Origin of the sequence: Cryobacterium sp. M15 (genome assembly GCF_002929675.1) — a bacterium.
Classification (GTDB): domain Bacteria; phylum Actinomycetota; class Actinomycetes; order Actinomycetales; family Microbacteriaceae; genus Cryobacterium; species Cryobacterium lyxosi.
Genome location: NZ_PJJW01000031.1, coordinates 67,756 through 91,605, shown reverse-complemented (window position 1 = coordinate 91,605; position 23,850 = coordinate 67,756). Strand labels below are relative to the sequence as shown.

The window sequence follows — 23,850 nt, the reverse complement described above, 5'->3', positions numbered from 1 at the left end:
ATCAATTGTGATTCCCGAGCGCGGAAGAGCCACCACCGACTTGGGTACGGTACCGTCCGGCCTGAAATCTGTCGAGGTGAAGTTCTTCACCTCTGAGGTCGCTTCGCAAACTCAGGTAAAAATTGCACTTGGTCCAGAGGGCTCCAAAGCGTACTCGTTTACCGCGCCGGCTGGTACCAGCCCAACCAAGACCATAACGGTTCCCGTGACGCCGGAGATGGACGGCACGGTCACCGCCGTCAGTAGCGTCGCCGACGTCACGCTGAACCTTTCGGTCGACGGCTTTGAGCGCGCCGACGGCAGCCCGGCACCTGCACCGGCTCCGGAGCCCATTCGTGCTCTGGCTCCCACACCGACTCCCACTCCCACACCGACTCCCACTCCCACACCGACTCCCACTCCCACACCGACTCCCACTCCCACTCCCACACCGACTCCCACTCCCACTCCCACTCCCACTCCGACACCGGCTCCGACACCGGCTCCCGCGCCGGCACCGGTTCCCGTACCGAGTCCCACTCCGGAGCCTTCGCCGGTGACGAGTGGAACGCCCGGTGCTTCCAACACGGGCGTTCCCTCTGGAACTGCTTTAACCGTGCACAATGGTGACATCAACGTGACCAAACCGGGCACAGTGTTGGATGGCCTTGATATTCGCGGCCTGATCAAGATCAGCGCCCCCGATGTGACCATCAAGAATTCCATCATTCGGGGTGGCACCATGAACGGTCCAGGGGCGCTAATCAATAACCTCGGCGGACACCGAAACCTGGTTGTCACCGACACCGAACTGTCCCCAAGCACCGCTTCGCCCCACGCCAATGGAATCTACGGCTATAACTTCACGGCGACACGCTTGAACATCAATAACGTCATCGATGGCATTCACATCACCGGAAGCAACGTGAGTCTGCAGGATTCCTGGATCCACGATCACATGCATTACAGCAATGACCCGAATCAGGGCGGTTCCCCCAGTCACGACGATGGCATTCAGATTCAGGCTGGAAACAACGTGAGCGTAACCGGCAACCGGCTCACCGATTCGCACAGCGCTGCCGTGCAGATCACGCAGGACCGGGGACCGGTCTCCAACTTCACTTTTAGCGACAACTTCGCGAACGGTGGAGCCTGCACCGTGAACATTGCGGAAAAGTCACACGGTCCGATCAGGGGAGCGACCATTACCGACAACACTTTCGGTCGTGATTCTCGCCTTTCCAACTGCGCCGTGATCGCCCCGACGACCACCAAGATCGACTTTGCGAATAACTACTACGTACCCGACGACACCCTCGTCACGATCAGAAAAGGGTAGTTCTGATCGCTGTCATGGCGCTGGATCCTTGCCAGTATTACGGCAGCTAGTGCGTGTGTGATGTGTAAACTCAAAATTTGTTAGATGGATGTGGCCGGGCCTGTTTGCGCAGGTCCGGCCGTTTTTTTGCGCTCATTTTGAGCAAAGAGTCTGCACCTTCGAATCTGGGGCTTCGACCTCCCGAGCCGGGAAACGTGCCCGCATGCTCAAGGCACCCGAAGGACTGCCAGAAGCGGGACTGTTCCCCAGGCGGTGTGATCCAGGGGCGACCGTGGCGCGCGGAGCGTGCACGCGAACGGTCCCGGTCACCAGGCGCCATCCGCTTGCTACGTGCATCGTCACATCTTCGTGCAGGTCGTCGGCTGGAGGTTTTCGGGGGTAGCCGGGCTTGTCGGTGACCTGCGCCTCGCTGAGGCGGTCAACGCGAAAGGTTCGCCAGTCGGCAGCATCGAGGCTGTAGGCGAGGAGGTACCAGTGGCCCATCGTATGCACGAGGTGCAACGGTTCAAGCTGTCGGTTTGTGGTGTCTCCCGAGTAGCGGCGGCTCGGGCAGTTCCGTGTCGGGGATTCTTTCGACCACCGGTTCAGCCGGCGCCGCAGGGATACACCGTCTAGATCAGAATCAGATTGTTGATCACGTCAGCGGCACTTCTGTGCATAGGCTCCTGGCGCGAACGGGCGTGCGCGCGGAGACGCTTGAAGGCCTCATCCATATTGATGTTGTTGCGTGCCGCGATGACGCCCTTTGCCTGCTCGATGAAAACTCGGCTGTTCAGTGCGTGTTGAAGCTGAGCGTTCACCGTCGCGTTTTTTCGAGCTGTGCGTTCGTGAAGGAGAGTGATGGTCGCCACGTCGGCCAGGGCCTGCCCGATGACCGCATCCTCATCACTCAACGCACCTTTGTGACTTCGAAACAGGTTCAGTGCGCCGATTGTATTTGGACGAAAGCGCATCGGAATGGCGTGTACGGATTGAAAACCTTGGGCCAGCGCTGCTGCCTGAAAAACGGGATAGTCGTTACCATCCGTTGCAATATCGCTCAGGGTGACGACCGTGCCGGAATGATAGGCGTCAACGCATGGACCGGCGCCGGCCTCGTGTTGCAGCACCTCGACCCGACGGCTTTCCTCACTCGTGGAGGCGATGACCTGAAGATTGCCCTGTTGATCTGCCAGGAGAAGACCCGCTGCCGTGGCGTCGAGCAACACAACACACTGATCGACCAAAGTACGCAGGAGATCAGCAGAGTCGTACTCTCCCACCAGCGCGTCAGCCAGTTGCACAAATGCTCCGCTCACCAGCGAGGCGCGAGACAGATTCGTCATACGTATCATTCTGGACTCCTTCCCACAATTGGTAACGAGCTCCGCCCGAATCTCAGTATTTTGGGAGGAAGGCGTCTTCCTTCCCGTCACTATCCTGCTGTTGGTCAGCGACGTTCTCACCTTCAGCGACGTTGTCACCGTCAGCGGAACGATCAGCCAGCCGCTCTGGGTCGTGATCCCGGCCAAGCGTTCTCGGCCGCGCTGGGCGACCCGCTCGGCGACGGTATCGGCCGCACTAATCGCGTTCATTCCCCCGAAGATGGCCGGCGATATTTGCCAAGTTCGCCGACCACGTTCGCCGATCATCATCCTCGACTTCTTCGAACAGCACCACGCGGTCATTGGACTTAGCGCCGCCGTCGAATTCTTCCCGGCCTGCGTGCTCAGTCGGGTAGGCCAATGGGTTCGGAGCAGGGCAGGTTCTTGACAGACCTTTGGAGGGCGTGCCACACTCGACCAAGGCCGCATGGTCGATCAGCTTATGAATAAATATGCACCAAGCCGTGAACTGTTTCAAAGGAGAAACGCATGCAGAGTATGAAATTTCGCCCAAAACGTATGATCGCGACCGCAGCCGCCTTATCGGCCGCTCTGCTCTTTACCGGCTGCAGCCCGACTATCTCCCCGACAGGCGCGTCCGGAAGCGGCAGCGCTAATGGCAAAACGATTGGGATTGCAGTCGCTGACCAAAAGTCACTGTTCTACGTTGCAGCCGTGGACGGAATGGAGCAGGCTGCAGACGAAGCCGGCTATAAACTCGTCACGCTCTCCGCCAATAACAATTCCGGTCAGCAGGTCAACCAGGTTCAGGATTTGATCACCCAGCAGGTCGACGTGATCATTTTCATCGCCCAGGACGCAACGTCGGCAGCAGCCGGCGTCAAGCTGGCCAATGACGCCGGTATTCCGATCATTGCCGTCGACCAAAAGCCCGAGTCGGGTAAGGGCAAACTTGCGACCTACATCGCGACGGACAGTGTCGCGGCAGCCGAGAAGCTGTGCACCTGGATGTTTGACCAGTTCGGTGGCGCCGGCGACATAGCGATCCTCCAAGGCCCGCTTGGCTCCACCGCGGAGTTGCAGCGCAGCGAAGGTTGTGCAAACGCACTGGCCAACTATCCCGACGTCACAGTCGTCGCTCAGGAATCAGCCGGTTGGGACGAGACCAAGGCATTCACCGCCGCGCAGAATATCCTGACGGCAAATCCCGACTTGAAGGCAATTTTCGGCGAAAGTGACGCCATGGCTCTGGGCGCAGCTAAGGCGGCGCAGCAGGAAGGCCGCAACGGCTTGGTCTTCGTCGGTATCGACGGATTCCCGACGATGTTCACGGCGGTCGCAGACGGACTCACCCAGGCCACGATGGCGCAGCAGCCGTACCTTATGGGGCAACTGTCGGTGCAGGACGCGGTGAAGATTGCCGAGGGAAACGGCGGCGACATTCCCGAACTCCAGTACCAGGACACTGTGCTCGTCACCGGTGAGAACGTCGCTGACAACGATCCCGCGAAGTTCTACGGTCCTGACTTCAAGTAATCGAACAGCTGCCGGTGGGAGACGTGTTAACTGCGTTAGACCGTCTTCCACCGGTTCTATTGCGATCGCAATGAATGGATGACAGTGGTACAGACACTCGCACACACAATTCACGAAGGCCCGGCAGACGGAGATTCTTCGGGCCTTATTTGCACGGGGCTTTCCAAAAGCTACTGGGGAGTTCCCGTACTCAAGGGCGTTGACATTACGCTCCGGCCCGGGAACGTCATTGGACTCATCGGCGAGAACGGGGCTGGAAAGTCGACAACGTCGTCGATTATCGCGGGCATAGTTGAAGCCAACGGCGGCTCGATGACCATTGACGGCGTCCCTTACGAACCAACTCGGCCTTCAGACGCATTAAAGAATGGCGTCGCGCTTATTCATCAAGAGATTCGTATGGTTCCGGAGTTGTCGGTAGCGGAGAACATCTTTATCGGGAGGCTGCCTCGTCGGCGAGGAGTGATCGATCGCAATCGCATCAACGACGAGGCGAGGGAATACCTCGAGCTTGTCGGTTCACAGACTGATCCGCGCCGTCCCGTTGCAGGACTTTCCATCGCGGCGCAGCAGGAAATCGAGATCGCACGCGCTCTCTCCCGCGAACCGAAATACATCATTTTCGATGAGCCCTCGGCCTCACTCGGCCAGTCCGAAACTCAACATGTTTTCGCTCAGATCGCGGCGTTGAGACAACGTGGTGTAGGAATCGTGTACATTTCCCACCGCCTGGAAGAGATCAAAGAAGTCGCGGATACGATCGTGTGCCTTAGGGACGGCGCGTTGGTAGGAAATTGGCCGGCAAGTGAGATCACGAAAGATGAAATGGTCAAGGCGATGGTCGGCCGCGACTTCGTTTTTTCCCACCGGGCGCCACAGCCCGCTACCAGCGAGATTGCACTCTCCGTCACAGGATTGAGCAAGACTGGAGTATTCGCGGGCATCGACTTCGATGTTCACCGGGGCGAAATCTTCGGTTTCGCTGGGCTCGTGGGAGCTGGCCGAACCGAGGTTGTGCGAACCATCGCCGGAGCGGATGTAGCCGACGCCGGGGAAATCAAGGTGCACGGCGAGGTCGTTCAGATCAGGAACCCACGGTCGGGAATCGACGCTGGGATCGCGATGGTTCCCGAAGACCGGAAGGGCCAAGGACTCAACCTGGACCGAACCGGTGCCGAAAACATCACCCTTCCGTGGGAAAAAAAGCTGAGCTCAGCCGGAATCATCACCAAGAAGAAGGTGACAGCAACCGCGAACAAGCTGCGGGATTTCCTTGACATCCGCGGACGGCTCGACATTCCCGTGGGCTCTCTCTCGGGCGGAAATCAGCAGAAGGTCCTGCTGGCGAAGTGGCTGGTGAACGAGCCCAAAGTACTCATCCTCGACGAGCCCACCAGGGGGGTCGACGTCGGAGCGAAGATGACGATCTACGAGACCATCAGAGCCCTAGCTGAAACCGGCGTCGGCGTCATCGTCGTTTCATCAGAACTCGAAGAAGTACTCGGCCTGTCGCACCGCGTGCTCGTGATGTCCGGTGGCCTCCAGCGGGCGATTCTCGATCGCGCCGATGCGACACCGGAAGCCGTCATGGCCCTCGCGCTCAGCAACGTCCCAAAAGAATCCCCACTGGAGTCGCCGATCGACGGCGAAGCAGAGTATCAAACGACGATCAGAACGCAGGAGAACTGAACCATGGCCATAATCGACCGCAACGTCACGCCGCCTCGGCCAGACTCTTCTCCCGCCCACGGCGAGGTCGCGCCTTCGTCTGCTGCGTCCGTCAACACGAACCGGTTCCGGCGCATAATGAGCCAAATTCCCGGTCCCCTGATCGGCCTGATCGTGATATTCGTCGCACTCTCATTCCTATCCCCGTACTTCCTGACGCCACGCAACTTGCTCAATATTTTGAGCCAGGTTTCAGCGGTCGGCGTCATGTCGGTCGGAGCGCTACTGATCATCCTCCTGGGAGGTATCGACCTTTCCGTTGGCTCCGTGCTGGCGCTCAGCTCGATGTCCATGGCCGCAATGTACAAAATGGCCGGTTGGCCTTTCGAGGTCGCGCTCCTTGCGGGCCTTATCGTGGGCGCCCTCGTCGGCCTCATCAACGGCATCCTGACCGCCTATGGCAAACTGCAACCGTTCATCGCAACGCTGGCAACGATGTCTGCAGCGGCTGGCCTCGCGTTGTTCATCACGAATGGCAACCCCATCACGGGGTTCCCCGACTGGTTCATTGCGATCACAGCTACCAGCATTCTCGGCATCCCTATCGAGGGCGTTATTCTCGTTGCAATATTCGCCATCGCGGCATTCTGGCTCAAGTTCCGGCCGTCGGGCCGTGCGCTCTATGCGATCGGCGGAAATGAGGAAGTGGCTCGACTTTCCGGACTTCCCGTGCGCCGCGCCAAAATCTTGGTCTATACCATCGCCGGATTATTAGCGGCAGTAGCAGGCCTCCTGGTCACATCACGACTCGACTCCGCGCAGCCCACCGCTGGCGCAGCTGACCTCCTCAACGTTATCGCCGTAGTGGTCATCGGCGGTGCCAGCCTCTCTGGCGGGTCGGGCAGTCTCCTCGGCACGTTCGTCGGACTCCTCATCATCGGAGTCCTGAACAACGGAATGTCGCTTCTGAACGTCTCCGCCAACCTCCAGCCCGTGGTTATTGGCGCCGTTATCGCCGCCGCGGTACTCACTGACCGAAAGTCGAGCAGAAGGCACACATGAGTACATTCGCCTCAATCACCGATCCCACCGACCTCGACGCGATCCGCGCGGTCATCGCCTCAACGGCCGACGCTGTCGACCTGGTTCCGCTCGGTATCCGGGCCCTGGTGATCTCGCCCCAAGCCAGCTTCGATTTAGTCCCAGCGGTGAAAAGCCTGGTAGCCGACGGACCGACCGGAACGCGTCGAGTCGCAGTGCTGGTCGACGAGACGGCCATCCTGCGCGACGGCCGTGACCTGAAGCAGCAACTGTGCGAGCTCCTTGCCGAAGCGTTCACGATCGAGATTGTCGTGCTCGGCCACGGGGGACAGCTGCACGCCGACGAAGACGCGCTCGAAACTGCGACGGCTGCTATCAAGGGCTATGACTGCGCCGTCGCGATCGGTGGTGGCACTATTTCCGACATCGGGAAAGTGGCCACCGATCGCTTGGGTGGAATCCCGCTCGTGATCGTGCAAACCGCAGCATCCGTCGACGGCTTTACCGACAACGTCTCGGTGGTCCTGCGCAATGGGGTGAAGCGCACTATCCCTTCCCGGTGGCCCGACGTCGTGCTCGCCGACACCACGACAATCGCAGACGCACCCGTTGCCATGAACACTGCCGGTTTTGGTGAGGTGCTCTCGCTCTACACCGCTCCTGCTGACTGGGAACTCGCCAACCGCTTGGGCTTCGACAACAGTTTTCGGCTGACCCCGAGGGATTTCCTGCTCGAGTTCGCCGGCGACCCCGCCACCTGGGCGGATGGCCTCGCCGAGGGTGCCCCCGGAGCCGTGCTTGACCTGACCCGGATGCTCGCCATTCGTGGAATGGGCACAGGGATTGCGGGTACAACGGCCTGCCTCTCGGGTGTTGAACACGTCGTTTCGCACATGCTCGACATGTATGCCGCCGCCCACAATTTGCCGATCGGCCTCCACGGAGCTCAGGTTGGCGTTGCAACTCAGGTTGCGTCCGCAGCGTGGGACCTCTTGCGCCGCCGAGTGGCCGAGGGTGAGTTCACAGTACGTTTCCCCGCTGCGAGCGACCTCGAACAGCAGGTGAAGCGAGCGTTCGATGTCTGCGACGAGACCGGCGGTCGCGGTGAGGAATGCTGGTCCGATTACGCCCGCAAGATCGAAGCGTGGAACGCCGACCCGGAGCGCATGAAGGGCATGGTCGCCAACGCGGTCTCCGATGGCGTCGCGATTGCTGCCGCGGTCCCTACGCCCGCGTCGTTGTCTGCCGGTCTGCTTGCTGCGGGCTCACCCACAACGCCGGGTGACCTTGTCGAATGGGTCACCCCGGACATCTGGCGGTGGGCTGTTGCGAATTGCCTCTTCATGCGCGACCGCTTCACGGTCATCGATCTGCTCTTCCTCCTCGGTTGGTGGACGCCAGCCGACGTGGACGTGGTGATCGAGCAGGCCTTTCAGGCGGAGAGCGAGCCGACGTCATGAGCGATGGGCGCGTGGTCATCGCGGTGGACTGCTCAACCACCGGCGCGAAAGCGAGTGTCTGGAACGCGGATGGCACCGAAGTGTCGAGTGGTCGGGCCGAACTTGATTTGAGTATCCCCGCGCCGGGGCGCGGCGAACAAGATCCGCGCCAATGGTGGACAGCTATGCAAAGCGCGGTGCGCAGTGCCGTCGCGGGCCTCGACGTCAGGCGTGTTGCTTCCCTGACCGTAACCCACCAGCGCGAGAGCTTCGTGTGCCTCGACGACGACGGCGAAGCCGTGCGACCGGCGATGCTGTGGCTCGATTCCAGGGCCGGCGAGCAAGTGGACCGGTTTGGTTCGGCCGATGTACACGACCGTACCGGTAAGCCACCGAACACAACCGTTTCGTACTATAAATTGCTCTGGATGGCCGAGCATGAACCCGAGAATTTACGGCGTACGGCGCACGTCGTCGAGGTGCACGGCTATCTGGTGCACTGCATGACCGACCTCTGGGCGACCTCGACAGCAAGTATGGACCCTACCGGCCTCGTCGACATTCGAACCGGCGACTACGACCCGGCCGTCCTGACACACCTCGGTCTCGACCGCTCTCAACTGTCAACGCTGCACTTTCCCGGAGACGTCATCGGAGGCCTCACCGTCGATGCCGCAGAGCTTCTCGGTTTGCTCCCTGGCACGCTTATCGTCGCGGGAGCCGGTGACGGACAGTGCGCCGGCCTCGGCGCGGGGGTCGCGGCGCCGGGGCGGGCCTACCTCAATATCGGTACCGGTCTGATCTCTGGAACGTATTCCTCTCAGTACCAGCCCGACAGGGCGTATCGAGCGATGCTGGGTACGATACCCGGCAGCTTCACGTACGAGACCTTCGTGGGGGCCGGCACGTACATGATCTCCTGGTTCATCGACACGTTCACTCGTTGCTCGGAGGAGTTTCGCGGCGGGGTCGAGGCGACCCTCGAGTCCGAAGCGGCGGTCGTGCCTCGCGGCAGTGACGGCCTGTATGTCGTCCCCTACTGGAACGGAGCGCTCACGCCGTACTGGGACCATGAAGCCCGCGGCATCATGGTGGGCCTTCAGGGCGTGCACCGTCGCGCCCACATCTATCGCGCAGTCCTGGAGGGCGTCGCCTTCGAACTGCGGCTGAGTCAAGACCAGGTTGAGCAAGCAACGGGGGACACTGTGGAAGAGTTCGTCGCTATGGGAGGCGGCTCGCAATGCCCGCTCTGGTGTCAGATAATCGCGGATGTTCTGCGCCGGCCCGTTGTCTTGTCGCGCCAGAGGGAGACAACCTGTCTGGGTGCTGGCATGCTCGCAGCCTTCGGGGCGGGACTTTTTCCCAGCATCCGCCACGCCGCCGAGGCCATGAGCGCCACCGAGTTTCGATATGAACCCGACCCGAAAGCGGCCGACGACTACGAAGCGCTCTACCGCCGATACGCCGCGATCTACCCCTCGTTCCGCTCCTTCTTCCACGACCGGATCGAAGTGATGGCGTGAGTGAGACGACGGCGACCAGCCTGAGCTTGCCCGCGGCGCAGACGGATGACGACGCACCGCGGGCGCTGCCCGAACGCGTCTACGACGCCTACCTGTTCGACCTGGACGGCACCATCTACCTGGGCGAGGAGGTTCTTCCCGGAGCGCTCCAGCTTTTGACGCACCTCCGCGAGACGAGACGTCGGGTGGTGTTTCTCTCGAACAACCCAACGCTCGACCGGGCAATGTACGTAGCCAAACTCACGAAACTCGGCATTCAGGTTGCGCCCGAGGAGGTTGTCAACTCAGTGGTGAGCATGGTCGCCTGGCTCAGGCGTGAACACCCCGGCAAAACGGTCTACCCGATTGCTGAACAACCGCTGATCACGGCGCTGCAGGATGCGGGCATCCCGACGTCGTCTGACCCCGATGAGATAGACATCGTCTTGGCGAGCTATGACCGAGGATTCGACTATTCCAAGCTTCAAATCGCATTCGACGCACTGTGGAAGCGGGATGCGATCCTGGTGGCGACCAATCTGGATCGCTATTGCCCGTTTCCTGGTGGCCGCGGTGAACCTGACGCGGCGGCGATCGTCGCGGCGATCGAGGCGTGTACCGGTGTGTCCTGCGTCGCCAACGCCGGTAAGCCCAGCGTGATCATGCTGGAAACGGTGATGGCAACCCTGGGGCTACGGCCTGAGCAATGCCTTATGACGGGAGATCGACTCTACACAGATGTGAAAATGGCCGTGGATGCCCGGATGGACTCCGCGCTTGTGCTCACCGGGGATGCCGACCTCGACTCGGTGGCGCGTACTGCTGCAGCGGACCAGCCCACTTACATTCTTGACCGAGTGGACCATGTCATTCCGGCGGCTGTACGGCATCAACTCGGTTGGTCTGATGTCCCATCGAAATCGCTTGCAGTGGGACACAGAACTGCGTAGCATAGAGTTTCATAACACGAATGAATATTCACTCGTGAACGCAGACGAAGAAGTCGAGAGAGAGGCGGTTCCCAATGGCCGAACTGGCACGCGATACCCTGCGTGAAATGCAGCTGCGAATGTTGAGAATCCGAGCGTTCGATGAGCGCGCATCCAAGATGGTGAAACGCGGCCACATTCCCGGCACTGTTCACACCAGTATCGGGCAAGAAGCGCAGGTTGTCGGCGCCACGATGGCCCTCGGTGCCGGTGACTACATGAGTGGAAACCACCGCAGCCACGGGCACCCCATCGGAAAAGGCTCACCGCTCGGCCCTCTTATGGCTGAACTTGCAGGCAAGGCGACGGGCGTCTGTAAAGGTAAGGGTGGCTCGCTCCACCTCGCTGATTTCGCAGTAGGAAGTCTTGGTGAGTCCGGCATTGTGGGGTCGTCCATCCCGATTGCCAATGGAGCAGCCCTGTCGTCGAAGGTGCTGAACAACGGCAAAGTAGCGCTCGCCTTCTTCGGCGATGGAGCCGCCAATCAGGGGGTCCTCTACGAGTCGATGAACATGGCCGGCGTGTGGGACCTCCCGATGATCTTTCTGTGCGAAAACAACCAGTACGCGCTGAGCACTCCGGCACACACCGTCACATCGGGCATCATTTCCGAACGCGCCGCTGGATTCGGGATGCCCGGAATCAGAGTCGAAGAAGGACAGGATGTTCTGGCTGTCTACGACGCGGTCTCCGAAGCGGTAGCACGGGCGCGCGCCGGGGACGGTCCCACACTGGTAGAGGTCATGACCTACCGGTACAACGAACACTCCGAAGGGCTGAGACTCGGCACGGACTACCGAGACGCAGGTGAGCGCGAAGCCTGGTTGAAGAAGGATCCCATCATCCTCTTTCGTCACTATCTGGCATCTCAGGGATTCTCTGACGATGAGCTCGATGGCCTCCAGGCCACTGCGCTCGCCGAGGTCGACGCGGCTGTCGCGTTCTCGGACGCGAGTCCCTACCCCGATCTCTCGGTCGCCTTCGACGACCTCTACACCGACAAGGAGTCCGCAGCATGACTGTGATGAGCTATTTGGGTGCTATCGGCGCAGCCCAGCGCGAGGCCATGGACGCCGACGAGCGCGTCATTATCATCGGCGAAGATGTCGAAGCGAATGTCTATGGCACTACCGGCGGCGGCAAATCCCGCAGCGATAAGGGTGATTTTCTGCAGCGGTATGGCAAGAACCGCATTCGCAATACCCCGATCTCCGAGGAGGGCATTGTTGGCGCGGCCGCTGGTGCTGCGATGACCGGGCTGCGCCCGATAGTCGACCTCTCCTACTCGAGCTTCCTTTATATGGCCATGGACCAGTTCGTGAACCAGGTGGCGAAAAACCGGTACATGTTCGGCGGCCAGGCCTCGATGCCCGTAGTCTTCCGCTCCGCCATGTTCTATGGACTGAACACCGGCGCGCACCACTCGGACCGTCCGTATCCGATGTTCATGAACGTCCCCGGACTGAAAATCATTGCCCCTGCCACGCCCGCAGACGCAAAAGGGCTGCTCCGCTCCGCGGTCGACTCCGACGACCCAATCCTCAGTTTCGAGGCCTGCCTCCTGTGGAGTGCAAAGGAGGACGTCGACGAGAACGAGTTTTGGATTCCGCTTGGGGTCGCACGCACGGCGCGGGAAGGAACGGACGTCACCGTCGTCGCTATCTCGAGCTCAGTGCCAGAGGCAGTGGCTGCAGCGGAAGAACTCGCACAGGAAGGCGTGTCCGTCGAGGTCATTGATCCGAGAACGCTCGTTCCACTCGACCGTGACGCCATTTTGCGGTCGGTGGCGAAGACTGGGCGCTTGGTTGTAGCCGAGCCGGCGCACCGCACCTGCGGTGCAGCGGCAGAGATCAGTGCGCTCGTCGCGGAAGAAATCTTTGATTCTCTCAAAGCCCCGATTATTCGTGTGACGGCACCGGACATGCAAATTCCCTTTAGCCCCTCGCTCGAAAAGCAGATGTACCCGACGAAGGCCGCCATCGCGGCCGCCATTCGGCGCGTCGTCGACCTGCCGGCGCTTCAGCCGGTCGCAGCCGCAGTTTAATAACGAAAGAGGAACCAAATGGCGCGTATAGATGTGTTGCTTCCCCAGTGGGGAATGGGAATGAGTGAAGGGGCAATCGTCGAGTGGCTCAAGAAGGTGGGCGACCACGTCGATGAAGACGAACCTCTGGCGGAGGTCGAGGCGGAGAAGGTTGAGGAAACCCTCGAGTCACCTGCCACGGGAACCCTGGTTGAGATCTTGGTCGAGGAAGGTTCCTCAGTCGAGGTCCGCACCATTCTCGCTGTGATCGAAACCGACTAAACGCGGGCCTCAACGAAAACAACGAAGGAGGAGGAGCCATGAGCGCATCTTTAGCGAACGCCGGCGACACCCGCGCACCCTACGACCTCGTCGTCGTGGGTGCTGGCATCAATGGACTCGGCATTGCGCGCGACGCTGCTGCGCGAGGCTTGCGAACGATTGTCATCGACCAGGAAGATATTTGCAGCGGCGTGTCCGCGTGGTCGGGGCGACTGATTCACGGGGGTCTCCGATACCTGGAGCATAAGGACTTCGCCCTGGTTCGCGAATCCCTGAAAGAGCGCGAGCGCCTCTTCAAGCTCGCTCCCCACCTGGTGAAGCCTGTGCCGCTTCTCATGCCTTTCTATGCCCGCAACAAGCGGCCGTCGTGGTTGATCCGCCTCGGCATGATCGCCTACGACGTACTCTCGTGGGACAAGAAGCAACCCAACCACAGCATTCTGACGAAGCGCGCGGTGCTGTCCCGCTTCACCGGGATGGAACCTGCCGGACTCACCGGTTCCGCGGTCTTCATCGACGGTCAGGTTGAATATGCCGAGCGCCTCTGCGTTGAACTGGCGGTAGCCGCTAAAAGTGACGGGGCCGACATCGTCACCCACTCCCGAGTCGATGGGCTGTTGAAGTCCGATTCTCGAGTGACCGGCGTCGAGTACACCGATTCGATCACGGGAGAACGTCATTCCGTGCGCGGACGGGTGGTCATGAACGCCGCTGGACCGTGGGTCGACCGCCTGCTGGCTGATTTTGGGGGAGTCAGTTCACCCCGATTCATCGGCGGCTCCAAAGGAAGCCATATCGTCGTGGCTCCCTTCCCCGGGGCGCCGCGCGACGTCGTGTACTACGAGTCGCAGGCCGATGGCCGTCTGGTCCTCGTCATACCGTGGATGGGCAGATACCTCATCGGGTGCACGGACAACCTCTACGACGAGGAGCCGGACTCTGCTCGCGCAGAACAGTCGGAAATCGACTACCTTCTCAACGAGGTCAACACTCTGGTACCGGGCGCAAAATTGAGCACCGACGATGTCCTGTACACGTACAGCGGAGTGCGACCACTGCCGTACGCTCCCGGTGTGCCCGAATGGAAGATTCCGCGCAGCCATATCATCCACGACCACGCTGAAGACGGCGTCGAGGGCCTCTTTTCCGTCATCGGGGGTAAGCTCACGACGTTCCGGCAGCTCTCAGAGGACGCCGTCGACCTGGCGCTTCGCAGTCTGGGCGCCAAGAAGGTCAAAACAATCACTCTGACCAGCCCACTTCCTGGTGCTCGAGTTGCAAACTATGAGACGTTCTCGAAGGCGTTCATTGCGAACGGCGATTTGCCACCGTCAGTGGCGAAGCGCCTCCTCGCTCTGTACGGGGTGCGGGCAGCGAACATAGTGGCTCTCGTGAGTGACGACGCCAGACTTGCTGAGATCGTCGACGAGAAGTCGGGGGCGCTGGCTGCTGAAGTGGTCTTCGCCGTCGCTGAAGAATTCGCCCGAACTCTCACGGACGTCATGGCGAGACGTCTCCTGCTGGCGTTTGAACCGGATCACGGCATTGAGGGCGCCGAGCGGATCGCGACGATCATGGCGGCGATCAACGGCTGGGATGAAGACCGTATCCAGAATGAGATCGAGGGCTACGTTGAATGGCTCGGCCACCTGGCAGTGCCCGGCCGACCCGCAGCGCAAATTCCCGTTCGCGTGACATCGGGGGAACGGGAAAGTGGGTTGACCGTCGACGACGTCGCCCTCCAGAGCGGGGCGGACCTATGACAGGCCGCTATGTCCTCGCGCTCGACGAAGGGTCGAGCAGCGCGCGGGCGGTACTCGTCGATACGGACGGGCGGATCGTGGCGGAGGCATCAAATTCACTCACGCCCCTTTTCCCCAACCACGGCTGGGTCGAGCTCGACCCAGCCCAGCTGTGGACTGCGATGCGGGCAGCGATCGACGAGGTAATGGCCCGGTCGGGGCTGACGGCGCGCGATATCGCAACGGTCGGGGTGACGACTCACCGGGAAACCTGTCTGATCTGGAATCGTTCTACCTCCATCCCCGTTCACAACGCGATCATGTGGTCTTCGCATCAGACCGATGAGATCGTGCAGCGCTGGTCAGACCTGGGGCTCGATGCCGAGATCCGCACGCGCACCGGCCTCCGGAACGACTCGTTTTTCTCAGCCCCCAAACTGGCCTGGTTCATCGAAAATGTTCCGGGACTCAAAGCACTGGCCGGCACGGGCGCCTACGCTGCCGGAACAGTCGACACCTGGCTTGTCTGGAACCTCACTGGCGGGCGTGAGCACGTCACCGATGCGACATCAGCGTCGCGAACGGCACTGCTCAACATCAACGAACTCGTGTGGGACGACCGACTGTGCGACGTCTACGGAATCCCCCAGGAACTTCTTCCCGAGGTGCGTGCCTCTAATTCGCATTTCGGCTACCTTGACCCCAGCATTCTGCCCGGTGGCGTCGGCCATTACATACCCATCCAGGCGATCATCGCTGATCAACAGGCCGGGCTCTTTGGGCAGGGATGCTTCGACGAAGGTTCCGTCAAGAACACATTTGGAACCGCTGGCGTGCTCGTCGCCAACGTCGGGAGCAGCCCTCTGCTCCTGCCCGGAATGACCACCAGCGTGGCGATGAACATTCCCGGGCTCACCAGCTACGAAGTCGAAGGGGTGGTATTCCACAGCGGGCAGACGCTCCATTGGCTGCGTGACAAGATGCGCGCGGTTGGATCTGTCGCGGAGATGGAGCGCATCGCAGAACGGGTCACAGATACCCAGGGCGTCTACTTTGTTCCCGCATTCGCCGGCCTCTGCGACCCTTACTGGGACAAAGACGTCCGCGCATCAATTTTTGGGTTGACTCTTGACACGGGCATCGACCAAATCGTTCGCGCGGCGCTTGAAGCCATGGCGTACCAGACGCGCGACAACCTTGATGCTCTGCGCGCCGGCGGTATGAACGTGACGTCGCTGAAGGTAGATGGAAAAGCAGTCTGCAACAACTTTCTGTGCCAGTTTCAAGCAGACATCCTCGGCATGCCGGTTGTTCGGCCGGAGGGTCTCGAACGCACCGCTCTCGGAGTCGCCTATATTGCCGGAGCGGAGGTGGGTCTGTGGAACGCGCAAGATCTCGTGCGCGAGACGTGGCGCGCGGAGCGAGTATTCGAGCCCCGTATGAGCAGCGATCGTCGCGACCAGCTCTACGGCGGTTGGCAGGCTGCCGTGCGATCCGCGCGCATGATGCCGCCTGCACCACCTCACCCGACCAACGGGACGGTTTCAAATCCCGTCCCGATACTGGCCGCACACTGACGTGCTGGTCTCACAACTGAACCAATCGAGAGGATCATGATGACCACGAAGACAGCTGAAAACTATGTTGCCCGCGCCCGAGCAGGCGGCTATGCAGTAGGTGGTTTCAATATGCACAACCCTGAGACCACGCAAGCACTGATTGAAGCGTCGATTCGCGCTCAATCGCCAGTGTTCCTGCAGGTCGGGCGGGCGATCGTTCCTCATTTGGGTCTCGAGGCCGCGTACCGCATGACCCGTCATGAACTCGACGGTACGGGAGCGGATGCGGTCATCCACCTCGACCACGGTACCTACGACGAGGTCTTCGAAGCCCTGCGTCTCGGATTTGACTCGATCATGTTCGACGGCTCTCATTTGCCGTTCGAAGAAAACGTGAAAACTACCCGCTACGTCGTTCAGGTCGCACATTCATTCGGCGTTCCGGTGGAAGCCGAACTGGGTAGCATTCCCGATGCATCCAACGGTATTGACTGGTCGGCGCACTACACCAACGTCGACGAAGCCGAAAGATTCGTCGCGGAAACCGGTGTCGACTTCTTGGCGATCTCAGCAGGCGTGATGCACGGCATCACGTCCGGTGCCCCCCTGCCCCTCGACATCGACCGAATCCAGCGCATTCGAGATGTGACGGGCGTTCCCCTCGTTCTGCACGGAGCGTCGGGAGTGCCGGAGTCGGATATCAGCGCCGCGATCGCGGCTGGCGTGCACAAGCTGAACGCTGATACCGATCTCCGCCATGCCTTTCGCCGCGGTATCGAAGAGACCTGGGCGCAGGGTGACCGCCAGCTCGAAGATGCCCTGTCTGAAGGAAAACGCCAGATGATCGAAGCGACGATCGCAAAGATGCGCGAGTACGGGTGTGCCGGCGCCTCGACGACCGCCGTCCTGACCGAAGCGCGGGCGTGATGACGCAAGCACTCGATCTCGACGAGGGTCAGCGCACCGAGCTGAAGGGCATGCGTCGAACCGCAGCGCGGCGCATGGTCACGGCGTGGGAAGCGCCGGTGTTCCACCTCACGGTGGAGGTCGACATGACGGAGGCATCGCGTGCCAAGGTCGTCGTACCGGGGGCGACAGTGACTGACGTGCTTGTTCGCGCAACCGCGCATGCTCTGACCGTGGTGCCGGCAGTGAATGTCCACGTCGACGGCGAAGCGGTCATATCTTTCCCCCGAGCTCACGTCGGAATAGCGGTCGCCACAGAGAAAGGTCTGACAGTTCCGATTATTCACAACGCCGATCAGTTGGATCTTGAAGAGATCGCTCAGCGTAGGCGCGACATCGTCGGCCGTGCGCGTTCCGGCGGACTGGGGCGCGACGACATCACCGGAGGGACGTTTACGATTTCGAATCTCGGCATGCTCGGGGTGACCCGCTTCGATGCCATCGTGAATGCGCCCCAGGCTGCGATCCTGGCGGTTGGAGCCACGATCCGACGAAATGTCTGGACTGAGGATGGCGGGGGCTGGCGCCCGATCGCCGAATTGACCCTGACGTCGGATCACCGCGCCCTGGATGGCGCGGTTGCGGCCGAATTTCTCGCGGCGTTGAAGACGAAACTGGAAGCGCCGCTTTAACAACGTGCATTCGGTGACGGTGGCGGCGACTCGCGGTGCGGGCCGCCGCTCACCGGCGTTTACTCCCGCAGGAGTCGCTCTGCCGTTTCCATATCCGTGATCAGGGTGTCGATCCAGTGACCGCGCAGGGCCGCGCGCACGGCCTCGTATTTCGACCTTCCACCAGCGACGGCAAATCGTCCGCCCTTAGCGGGAAGCTGGGCCAAGGTCACGCCGATCACCAGGGAATCAAGCTCGCTTTCAAGCGGGATTCCCTCCGCGTCGATGAACCTGAGGTTGATCTGTCCGACGGCGCCGAGCGACTTTGCCATTTCGAATTGTTCTACTGTGAAAAAGTTGCCGCCCGGCTCCAACGGTGCATCGATATTGCAGGTACCAATACCGACAAGGGCAACGTCCAACTCATCTAACGCCGCGATCGCTTCGCGGGTGTGTGCGTCGTAGCTAATCATTGCTTCACGCACTTCCGCAGAAGACAGAACCCCGGGAGCGCGGATGAACAGGGGAGTCCCACCGATCAGGTCGGCAAAGCGCTGCGTGGAACGGGTGGAATCATGCTGCGACTGTGGCGGGCCGACGTCCCCGAGCATCTCAACGATGCGAGTGGCACCGGACTTCTTTTTTTTCGACGGTTCGAGGGTGGCTACGAGTGAACGCAGTGACCGGCTCCATGAAGTGAAGCCAATAGTTTTCCCTGATAACTGCATTGCTGAGAGGATGAGCGCAGCGGCCTCTCCGAGGTCGCGATTGATGCCGGCCTCATCGTTTGGATCCAGCGCCTCCACGATATGAACCTGAGACAAGCCGTAGCGCTTCTGGAGATCTTCTTCGACCTCCGCGTGCAGGCCCTCAGGGATGACGACAATCGTTCGCACAATTTTCGCTTGCTCAGCGGCTTGAAGCAGCCGAGAGACACGGGCCTGCGATATGCCCAAGGTCGAAGCGATCTCGATCTGTCGAATGCCGTGGGTGTAGTACATCCGCGCCACCTTTGTCATGAACCTGCGCGGTTCAAGGTCAGCAGCCACAGCGTCTCCTATCACTCAGTTACGTAATTGTATCAAGATTCGTCGGTTGCAAGAATATCCATTTCACTCTAGACTCCGGGTTCAGGTTAGGTCAGTATCCTGGGGCAAGGAGGTCGACGGATGGCGATCCCACGCCAGTCTCTTCAGGTTGGACTTGATGGAACGCGCGTCTCGGTGCAGAGGCGCATGCGCCAGCTGATCGAACAATCTATCGATCACCTCTTCCCAGATTCAGAGTTTGAGTCCTGCACGTGATGACGGAGGTGAACCAGAAGTTGCTCACTCGCGTACCGAATTTATCACTGGGTCGGGTCGGCAACACAGCGCAAGACGACATCGATGAGTCCTTACGCGTGCTCCGCGAGATGCAAGAAGACGACAACGCTCATGCTCGGATCAGGGCCTATCGTCCGATTCCCACCATGGCATTCAGCCGACGTGAAAGCTTGATGCCTGAATTCGCCGCAGCTTCCGCGGCGGCTCGTGGGTTCGGCTTTGACCCAGTGATCCGCCTCGCGGGGGGACGAGCAGTGGCGTACGACCAGACGTGCCTGATCATCGATCTCATGGCTCCCTTGAAGTTCTACGGTGATCACATTGCGGCCTTTGAAGCGGGAGCTGCTTGTTTTCGAGATGTCTTGGGCGACCTCGGCCTCGACGCTCGAGTCGGTCCCGTCGTCGGGGAATACTGTGCGGGTGATCATAGCGTCAACGCGCGAGGGCAGGTGAAGGTCGTAGGCATCGCTCAGCGCGCCATGCGCAGTGCGAGGCTGCTGACCGCATGCATCGTGCTGGAAAAACCCGAGCGACTGCGGCCAGTCGTCGACGCGGTTTACGGTGCAATGAAGCTTGACTGGTCGCCTTCGAGTTTGGGGAGCGTCCGTGGCGAGGGGGTCCAGGGGACACTCGACGAAATCGTGCACGAGCTTGTGACCGGGCTCCAACAGCGACACTCGGAATGGGCGTTTCCGCAGATAACCCATATTGACGATGCTCGTGCGTAAATAGTTTTGCATTCGAGCGGAGGGGGCTGCGCGAAATACCCCCGTTAATTGTGCATCATCGAATGTTGTACAGAGCCCTCGCCTCTTCCGGCGTTGCTATGGGCCGGCCGACTTCCCTGGCGATTTCCTGGGCCTGCTGCAGCAGCTCCAGGTTTGTCGGATTGCGAGCCGGATCATAAAACAGTTCCAGTCCAGTCTTGATGTGGCCCCCGAGCTCGATCGCCCTGCGGAGGATCGAGGTGTCGTCGAGGGCGCCCTGACCCCAGATCGAGATGTACCAGGGGTGTTTGACTTTCGCTTCCTCGATCATCCAGAGGTAGTAGTACAGGCTCTCAAGACTTGGCTTCATACCGTTCGTCCCGATGGGATCTGTGGCAGTGAGACCGTAATCCCCGATGAGATAGAAATCCCACATGGAACCCGGCGTGGAGAGCCCCTTGTTGACATAGTGCATAGCGTGGCGAAGGTGGCCTGGTTCGTAGACGCCGAAGACCATGGGAGTGCCGTGCGCACGCAGCATCTTGATTTGGCTGCCAACGCGTTCGTAGTTGAACCCGAATTCGGGGCCAGCGAGATAGCCCTCGGCATCCGTTTCTGTAGCGAATAGGGTGAGCCCGGTGTCGACACAGGCAATCCGAACGTTTGCCTTCTCGACGAGGAAGGGGACGTGCTGAAGGCCGTTCTCGTCGCCTTTGAGGCGGAGGTTGTTGCAGGTCGTGGGGTACCAGGTGATGTCAGGGTGCTTCTGCAACACCTTGTCCCATGTGCGCATGTAGTCCTTATACGCGTCTTCGCCCATGAGGTCGAAACTGGTGTTGTGGGCGTGGATCGCACCGGCCCCGGCTTCCCAGCAGCGAATTGCGTCTTCCGCAATCTCGTCATAGGAAATCGGGGTGTTCGGGTTCATTTCTTTCGTACGAATGCCGTTGATATGAGACTCGATTATGACTGGGTAGTCCCAGTTGGGCTTCATATCCGCATACTTGTCGAGGGCAGTGACCATGGTTCACTTCTCTTTCTCGAGATGATTGCATCCGAAACGGTCTAGTGCTTCGTCCAAACCGGACGACGATACTTGGGCCCAGTCCGCCTGTAGCTTCCGGACTGCCGCGATTCGTTGACAGATGAACGCCGGATGAGATATAAAATGAATATACACGCAGTCACTGAATAAAAAATACCCCCGCGTGTGCGACACGGAACAAGGAGGTTCTAGTTTGTTGGACTCGTTTGATGTTCGTCCGTACGAGATCCGCATCCCCGACGCGGATCTTGACGACATGATGGAGCGCCTGAAACGGACTCGATTCCCCCAGGACTTTGGGAACGAAGACTGGCGCTATGGCTACAATACCGAGTACCATCGCACCCTCATCGACTACTGGATCAATGAGTACGACTGGCGCGCTGTGGAGCGTCAGATGAACGAACTCCCACACTTCAAGGTAGACGTGATGGGCGTTCCCCTGCACTTCATCCATGTACGTGGCAAGGGAACCAATCCGAAGCCGCTGCTTCTCCACCATGGCTGGCCGTGGACTTTCTGGGACGTCCGCAAGATCATCGAGCCTCTCACGGATCCGGTTAAATTCGGCGGCGTGGAGTCTGACTCCTTTGACGTGGTTCTCATCTCCCTGCCCGGCTATGGGTTCTCCTCGCCGCTCACAGAGACAGGGTGGAATTTCTGGAAGACCGCTGATCTTGAGAACGTACTCATGAAGCAGATCCTCGGGTATGACCGCTATGCCACCGCGGGAGGGGATTGGGGTGCGTTGATCGCACAACAGCACGGGCACAAGTATGAATCCGATGTCATCGGCGTCTATACGCACTTTCCCGCGCAGATGTCGCACTATCTCGCACAACATCCCGACCAACCCGAGGGCATCGTGTACGACTCTGCTTTGGGATTGCCGGCGGCGAGCGAGTACTCTGCTGACGAATCCGGCTGGTTCGATCGGGGAAAGTTGTTCGTCGAGAATGAGAGCGGCTACGGTGAGCTCCAATTGACGAAGCCACAGACGCTCGCGGCGCTCGTTGCCGACTCACCTGCAGCCCAGCTGGCCTGGATCACCGAAAAGCGGTACTTCTGGGGCCTCGCGGAACGAGGTAGCGGCACAGAGGCATTTGAAAATGTCTGGCCAAAGGACGACCTGATCACGACTGCCGCGGTGTACTTTCTCACCGGAACGGGCGGAACGTCCTCCCGGTACTACTGGGAATGCCGAGGAAACCCGTGGACTCCGAGTCACAACCGGTTCCCGGTCGTAGGAGTACCGACCGCCGTCTCGATCTACCCGGGCGAGATATACAAGCCGCCGAAAACCTGGACGGAGAAATACTTCAACCTCCAGCAATACCGGGTTCACCAGAGCGGTGGTCACTTTGCTCCTTTGGAGGAACCGGAAATCTACGTGACCGACGTCCGTGATTTCTTCCGCACCTTGCACTGACGCACGCTTTGTCGGCACCCGATTCTAACGAATCGGTTACAGGTGAACTATCAAGCGAAATTTTCTTGTGTGCGCACCTCATCGCCTCTATCCTCACAATGAATCAAAAATGCTTTATTGAATAAAAATGCACGGGACGTAGTCCAAGCCTCACCCACCAACAAGGAGTCAAAGATGTCTCTGAAACACAATCGCGGTGCGTTCGTTCGATTCGCCGCCATCGCCGCTGTCGCTGCGCTCGCACTCGCCGGGTGCACGTCGACCGCGAGCGGAGCCGGCGGATCTTCTTCCTCTGGCCCCATTGCCAAGGAGGACCTGGTCCTCGTCGCCTCCGTCATCAACACCACCAACCCCTACTTCATCGCCAACATCGAGGGGGCAAAGGCTCTTTCCAAAAAACTGGACATTCCGCTCGAGATCATCGACTCGCAGGGCTCGTCGCAGACTGAAATCTCAAAGATTCAGGCAATTCTGGCGCAGGGCAAGAAGGTCGTGATGTTCGTCAACACCGTCGCGAGCTCAGACACCCCGACGATCGTGGACGCTGTGAAGCGTGCCGGCGGCTACGTGTCGATCTGGTGGAACAAGCCGGACAACTTCGAGCCCTGGGACTCGGGCGACAATTTTGTGGCCTTCCAGAAGCACCCCGGCGTGGACTCGGGCCGCTGCAACGCTCAGGCGATCGGTGATGCGCTCGGCGGCAAGGGCAACGTCATCATGTTCCCCGGCGTCCAGGACAGCACAACGAGCCAGACGCGTGTTGCCGGCTTTGAGGCTGAAATGCGTGAAAACTACCCAGGGATCAAGATTCTCGAGAACCAGCCCTCGAATTGGGACCCGCAGCTCGCGAATCAGAATGCAAAGGACTTGATCGCCAAGTACGGAGACCAGATCAATGGTGTCTGGAGCGCCGATGACGGCATGCAGCTCGGTGCGATCCAGGCCTTCGACGACGCGGGTTTGCTGGACAAGGTGAAGTTCGCCTCTGACGGCCTGTACCCCGACACGGTGGCACTGATGGAGAAAGGCTATGGCAACAACGCCATCGTCGGCGAGACCTTCCACCGCGGCTACATGGCCTCCGCTATCGGTCTGTATACGGCCTACCTGGCAGCGACCGGAGAAATCGTTCCGTCTGAACTGCCCAAGGAAAAGCGCACGAGTTTTTTTGACATCAAGTGTGTGACGCCTGAAACCCTGGGCGACTACCTGAAGTACGACACCCCCACCGCTGCAGCTGATTTCGTCGACCAGCTCGTCGAGAAGGGCCCGTGGGACACCGAGCCGGCAACTCTGATCGGCGGCGGTGGACCCGAAGTCCTGCCCAAGCCGTAGCATTGCGG

The 23,850-nt window shown here is 60.1% G+C and carries 21 protein-coding genes; 17 read left to right on the top strand and 4 right to left on the bottom strand.

Annotation, left to right across the window (positions count from 1 at the left end; translation table 11 throughout):
- The first annotated feature begins 40 nt into the window (after nucleotides 1-40).
- Complete coding sequence (locus CXY83_RS17800) at nucleotides 41-1,318, top strand: hypothetical protein (RefSeq protein WP_233200566.1); 1,278 nt, start codon at nucleotides 41-43, stop codon at nucleotides 1,316-1,318.
- Nucleotides 1,319-1,450: 132 nt separating this feature from the next.
- Here the strand turns inward: CXY83_RS17800 and CXY83_RS04125 are convergent, their stop codons facing one another.
- Both CXY83_RS04125 and CXY83_RS04120 read right to left on the bottom strand, forming a co-directional pair.
- On the bottom strand, nucleotides 1,451-1,906 hold the full coding sequence (locus CXY83_RS04125) for a WYL domain-containing protein (RefSeq protein ID WP_255408725.1): 456 nt from the start codon (nucleotides 1,904-1,906) through the stop codon (nucleotides 1,451-1,453).
- Between the two features lie 23 nt (nucleotides 1,907-1,929).
- Nucleotides 1,930-2,952 (bottom strand): GAF and ANTAR domain-containing protein, encoded by a 1,023-nt coding sequence (locus CXY83_RS04120; protein ID WP_369831119.1) that lies wholly within the window; start codon nucleotides 2,950-2,952, stop codon nucleotides 1,930-1,932.
- Nucleotides 2,953-3,171: 219 nt separating this feature from the next.
- Here CXY83_RS04120 and CXY83_RS04110 point away from each other — a divergent pair, with 219 nt between their 5' ends.
- From CXY83_RS04110 to CXY83_RS04050, 13 genes are all read left to right on the top strand, one after another.
- Complete coding sequence (locus CXY83_RS04110) at nucleotides 3,172-4,179, top strand: substrate-binding domain-containing protein (protein WP_104196128.1); 1,008 nt, start codon at nucleotides 3,172-3,174, stop codon at nucleotides 4,177-4,179.
- A 78-nt stretch (nucleotides 4,180-4,257) separates the two neighbouring features.
- Nucleotides 4,258-5,868, top strand: a complete 1,611-nt coding sequence (locus CXY83_RS04105) for a sugar ABC transporter ATP-binding protein (RefSeq protein WP_104196127.1) — start codon at nucleotides 4,258-4,260, stop codon at nucleotides 5,866-5,868.
- A gap of 3 nt (nucleotides 5,869-5,871) precedes the next feature.
- The gene (locus tag CXY83_RS04100; RefSeq protein ID WP_198416471.1) at nucleotides 5,872-6,909 is read left to right on the top strand and encodes an ABC transporter permease; all 1,038 of its coding nucleotides are present in this window, start codon (nucleotides 5,872-5,874) and stop codon (nucleotides 6,907-6,909) included.
- Nucleotides 6,906-8,348 (top strand): iron-containing alcohol dehydrogenase, encoded by a 1,443-nt coding sequence (locus tag CXY83_RS04095; RefSeq protein WP_104196126.1) that lies wholly within the window; start codon nucleotides 6,906-6,908, stop codon nucleotides 8,346-8,348. The genes CXY83_RS04100 and CXY83_RS04095 overlap by 4 nt, the downstream gene beginning before the upstream one ends.
- On the top strand, nucleotides 8,345-9,850 hold the full coding sequence (locus tag CXY83_RS04090; RefSeq protein WP_104196125.1) for an FGGY-family carbohydrate kinase: 1,506 nt from the start codon (nucleotides 8,345-8,347) through the stop codon (nucleotides 9,848-9,850). Before CXY83_RS04095 ends, CXY83_RS04090 begins: the two co-directional genes overlap by 4 nt.
- Nucleotides 9,847-10,779 carry an HAD-IIA family hydrolase gene (locus tag CXY83_RS04085; RefSeq protein ID WP_233200565.1) on the top strand — a complete coding sequence of 311 codons (933 nt, stop codon included), beginning with the start codon at nucleotides 9,847-9,849 and terminating at the stop codon, nucleotides 10,777-10,779. Before CXY83_RS04090 ends, CXY83_RS04085 begins: the two co-directional genes overlap by 4 nt.
- 74 nt (nucleotides 10,780-10,853) lie before the next feature.
- Nucleotides 10,854-11,837, top strand: coding sequence for a thiamine pyrophosphate-dependent dehydrogenase E1 component subunit alpha (locus tag CXY83_RS04080; RefSeq protein ID WP_198416472.1), 984 nt, complete (start codon nucleotides 10,854-10,856; stop codon nucleotides 11,835-11,837).
- Nucleotides 11,834-12,862 (top strand): alpha-ketoacid dehydrogenase subunit beta, encoded by a 1,029-nt coding sequence (locus tag CXY83_RS04075; protein ID WP_104196124.1) that lies wholly within the window; start codon nucleotides 11,834-11,836, stop codon nucleotides 12,860-12,862. Before CXY83_RS04080 ends, CXY83_RS04075 begins: the two co-directional genes overlap by 4 nt.
- A gap of 18 nt (nucleotides 12,863-12,880) precedes the next feature.
- Nucleotides 12,881-13,123, top strand: coding sequence for a biotin/lipoyl-containing protein (locus CXY83_RS04070; RefSeq protein ID WP_104126184.1), 243 nt, complete (start codon nucleotides 12,881-12,883; stop codon nucleotides 13,121-13,123).
- Between the two features lie 38 nt (nucleotides 13,124-13,161).
- A complete protein-coding gene (gene glpD / locus CXY83_RS04065; RefSeq protein ID WP_104196123.1) occupies nucleotides 13,162-14,886 on the top strand; it encodes a glycerol-3-phosphate dehydrogenase in 1,725 nt (574 codons plus the stop codon).
- On the top strand, nucleotides 14,883-16,442 hold the full coding sequence (locus CXY83_RS04060) for a glycerol kinase GlpK (protein ID WP_158251826.1): 1,560 nt from the start codon (nucleotides 14,883-14,885) through the stop codon (nucleotides 16,440-16,442). The genes glpD and CXY83_RS04060 overlap by 4 nt, the downstream gene beginning before the upstream one ends.
- 39 nt (nucleotides 16,443-16,481) lie before the next feature.
- A complete protein-coding gene (locus tag CXY83_RS04055) occupies nucleotides 16,482-17,351 on the top strand; it encodes a class II fructose-bisphosphate aldolase (RefSeq protein ID WP_104196121.1) in 870 nt (289 codons plus the stop codon).
- Nucleotides 17,351-18,022 (top strand): 2-oxo acid dehydrogenase subunit E2, encoded by a 672-nt coding sequence (locus CXY83_RS04050; RefSeq protein ID WP_104196120.1) that lies wholly within the window; start codon nucleotides 17,351-17,353, stop codon nucleotides 18,020-18,022. The genes CXY83_RS04055 and CXY83_RS04050 overlap by 1 nt, the downstream gene beginning before the upstream one ends.
- Before the next feature lie 59 nt (nucleotides 18,023-18,081).
- Here CXY83_RS04050 and CXY83_RS04045 read toward each other — a convergent pair whose 3' ends face one another.
- Nucleotides 18,082-19,050, bottom strand: coding sequence for a sugar-binding transcriptional regulator (locus CXY83_RS04045; RefSeq protein ID WP_104196119.1), 969 nt, complete (start codon nucleotides 19,048-19,050; stop codon nucleotides 18,082-18,084).
- A gap of 251 nt (nucleotides 19,051-19,301) precedes the next feature.
- Between CXY83_RS04045 and CXY83_RS04040 the strand changes: the two genes are divergently transcribed.
- On the top strand, nucleotides 19,302-20,054 hold the full coding sequence (locus CXY83_RS04040) for a lipoate--protein ligase family protein (protein ID WP_134571670.1): 753 nt from the start codon (nucleotides 19,302-19,304) through the stop codon (nucleotides 20,052-20,054).
- 55 nt (nucleotides 20,055-20,109) lie between these two features.
- Here the strand turns inward: CXY83_RS04040 and CXY83_RS04035 are convergent, their stop codons facing one another.
- On the bottom strand, nucleotides 20,110-21,057 hold the full coding sequence (locus CXY83_RS04035) for a 3-keto-5-aminohexanoate cleavage protein (protein ID WP_104196117.1): 948 nt from the start codon (nucleotides 21,055-21,057) through the stop codon (nucleotides 20,110-20,112).
- Between the two features lie 214 nt (nucleotides 21,058-21,271).
- On the opposite strand from CXY83_RS04035, the gene CXY83_RS04030 reads away from it, so the two are divergent.
- Together CXY83_RS04030 and CXY83_RS04025 are read left to right on the top strand one after the other, a co-directional pair.
- Nucleotides 21,272-22,507 (top strand): epoxide hydrolase family protein, encoded by a 1,236-nt coding sequence (locus CXY83_RS04030; RefSeq protein WP_146069844.1) that lies wholly within the window; start codon nucleotides 21,272-21,274, stop codon nucleotides 22,505-22,507.
- 174 nt (nucleotides 22,508-22,681) lie between these two features.
- Nucleotides 22,682-23,842 carry a sugar ABC transporter substrate-binding protein gene (locus tag CXY83_RS04025; RefSeq protein ID WP_104196115.1) on the top strand — a complete coding sequence of 387 codons (1,161 nt, stop codon included), beginning with the start codon at nucleotides 22,682-22,684 and terminating at the stop codon, nucleotides 23,840-23,842.
- Nucleotides 23,843-23,850 lie beyond the last annotated feature (8 nt).

What these genes read in the sequence shown, in the direction of transcription:
- CXY83_RS04105 (WP_104196127.1), top strand. Translation starts at nt 4,258, where the DNA reads ATGACAGTGGTACAGACACTCGCACACACAATTCACGAAGGCCCGGCA.
- CXY83_RS04025 (WP_104196115.1), top strand. Translation starts at nt 22,682, where the DNA reads ATGTCTCTGAAACACAATCGCGGTGCGTTCGTTCGATTCGCCGCCATC.
- CXY83_RS04080 (WP_198416472.1), top strand. Translation starts at nt 10,854, where the DNA reads ATGGCCGAACTGGCACGCGATACCCTGCGTGAAATGCAGCTGCGAATG.
- glpD (WP_104196123.1), top strand. Translation starts at nt 13,162, where the DNA reads ATGAGCGCATCTTTAGCGAACGCCGGCGACACCCGCGCACCCTACGAC.
- CXY83_RS04120 (WP_369831119.1), bottom strand. Translation starts at nt 2,952, where the DNA reads ATGATGATCGGCGAACGTGGTCGGCGAACTTGGCAAATATCGCCGGCC.
- CXY83_RS04075 (WP_104196124.1), top strand. Translation starts at nt 11,834, where the DNA reads ATGACTGTGATGAGCTATTTGGGTGCTATCGGCGCAGCCCAGCGCGAG.
- CXY83_RS04100 (WP_198416471.1), top strand. Translation starts at nt 5,872, where the DNA reads ATGGCCATAATCGACCGCAACGTCACGCCGCCTCGGCCAGACTCTTCT.
- CXY83_RS04090 (WP_104196125.1), top strand. Translation starts at nt 8,345, where the DNA reads ATGAGCGATGGGCGCGTGGTCATCGCGGTGGACTGCTCAACCACCGGC.
- CXY83_RS04050 (WP_104196120.1), top strand. Translation starts at nt 17,351, where the DNA reads ATGACGCAAGCACTCGATCTCGACGAGGGTCAGCGCACCGAGCTGAAG.
- CXY83_RS04060 (WP_158251826.1), top strand. Translation starts at nt 14,883, where the DNA reads ATGACAGGCCGCTATGTCCTCGCGCTCGACGAAGGGTCGAGCAGCGCG.
- CXY83_RS04110 (WP_104196128.1), top strand. Translation starts at nt 3,172, where the DNA reads ATGCAGAGTATGAAATTTCGCCCAAAACGTATGATCGCGACCGCAGCC.
- CXY83_RS04095 (WP_104196126.1), top strand. Translation starts at nt 6,906, where the DNA reads ATGAGTACATTCGCCTCAATCACCGATCCCACCGACCTCGACGCGATC.
- CXY83_RS04055 (WP_104196121.1), top strand. Translation starts at nt 16,482, where the DNA reads ATGACCACGAAGACAGCTGAAAACTATGTTGCCCGCGCCCGAGCAGGC.
- CXY83_RS04035 (WP_104196117.1), bottom strand. Translation starts at nt 21,057, where the DNA reads ATGGTCACTGCCCTCGACAAGTATGCGGATATGAAGCCCAACTGGGAC.
- CXY83_RS04070 (WP_104126184.1), top strand. Translation starts at nt 12,881, where the DNA reads ATGGCGCGTATAGATGTGTTGCTTCCCCAGTGGGGAATGGGAATGAGT.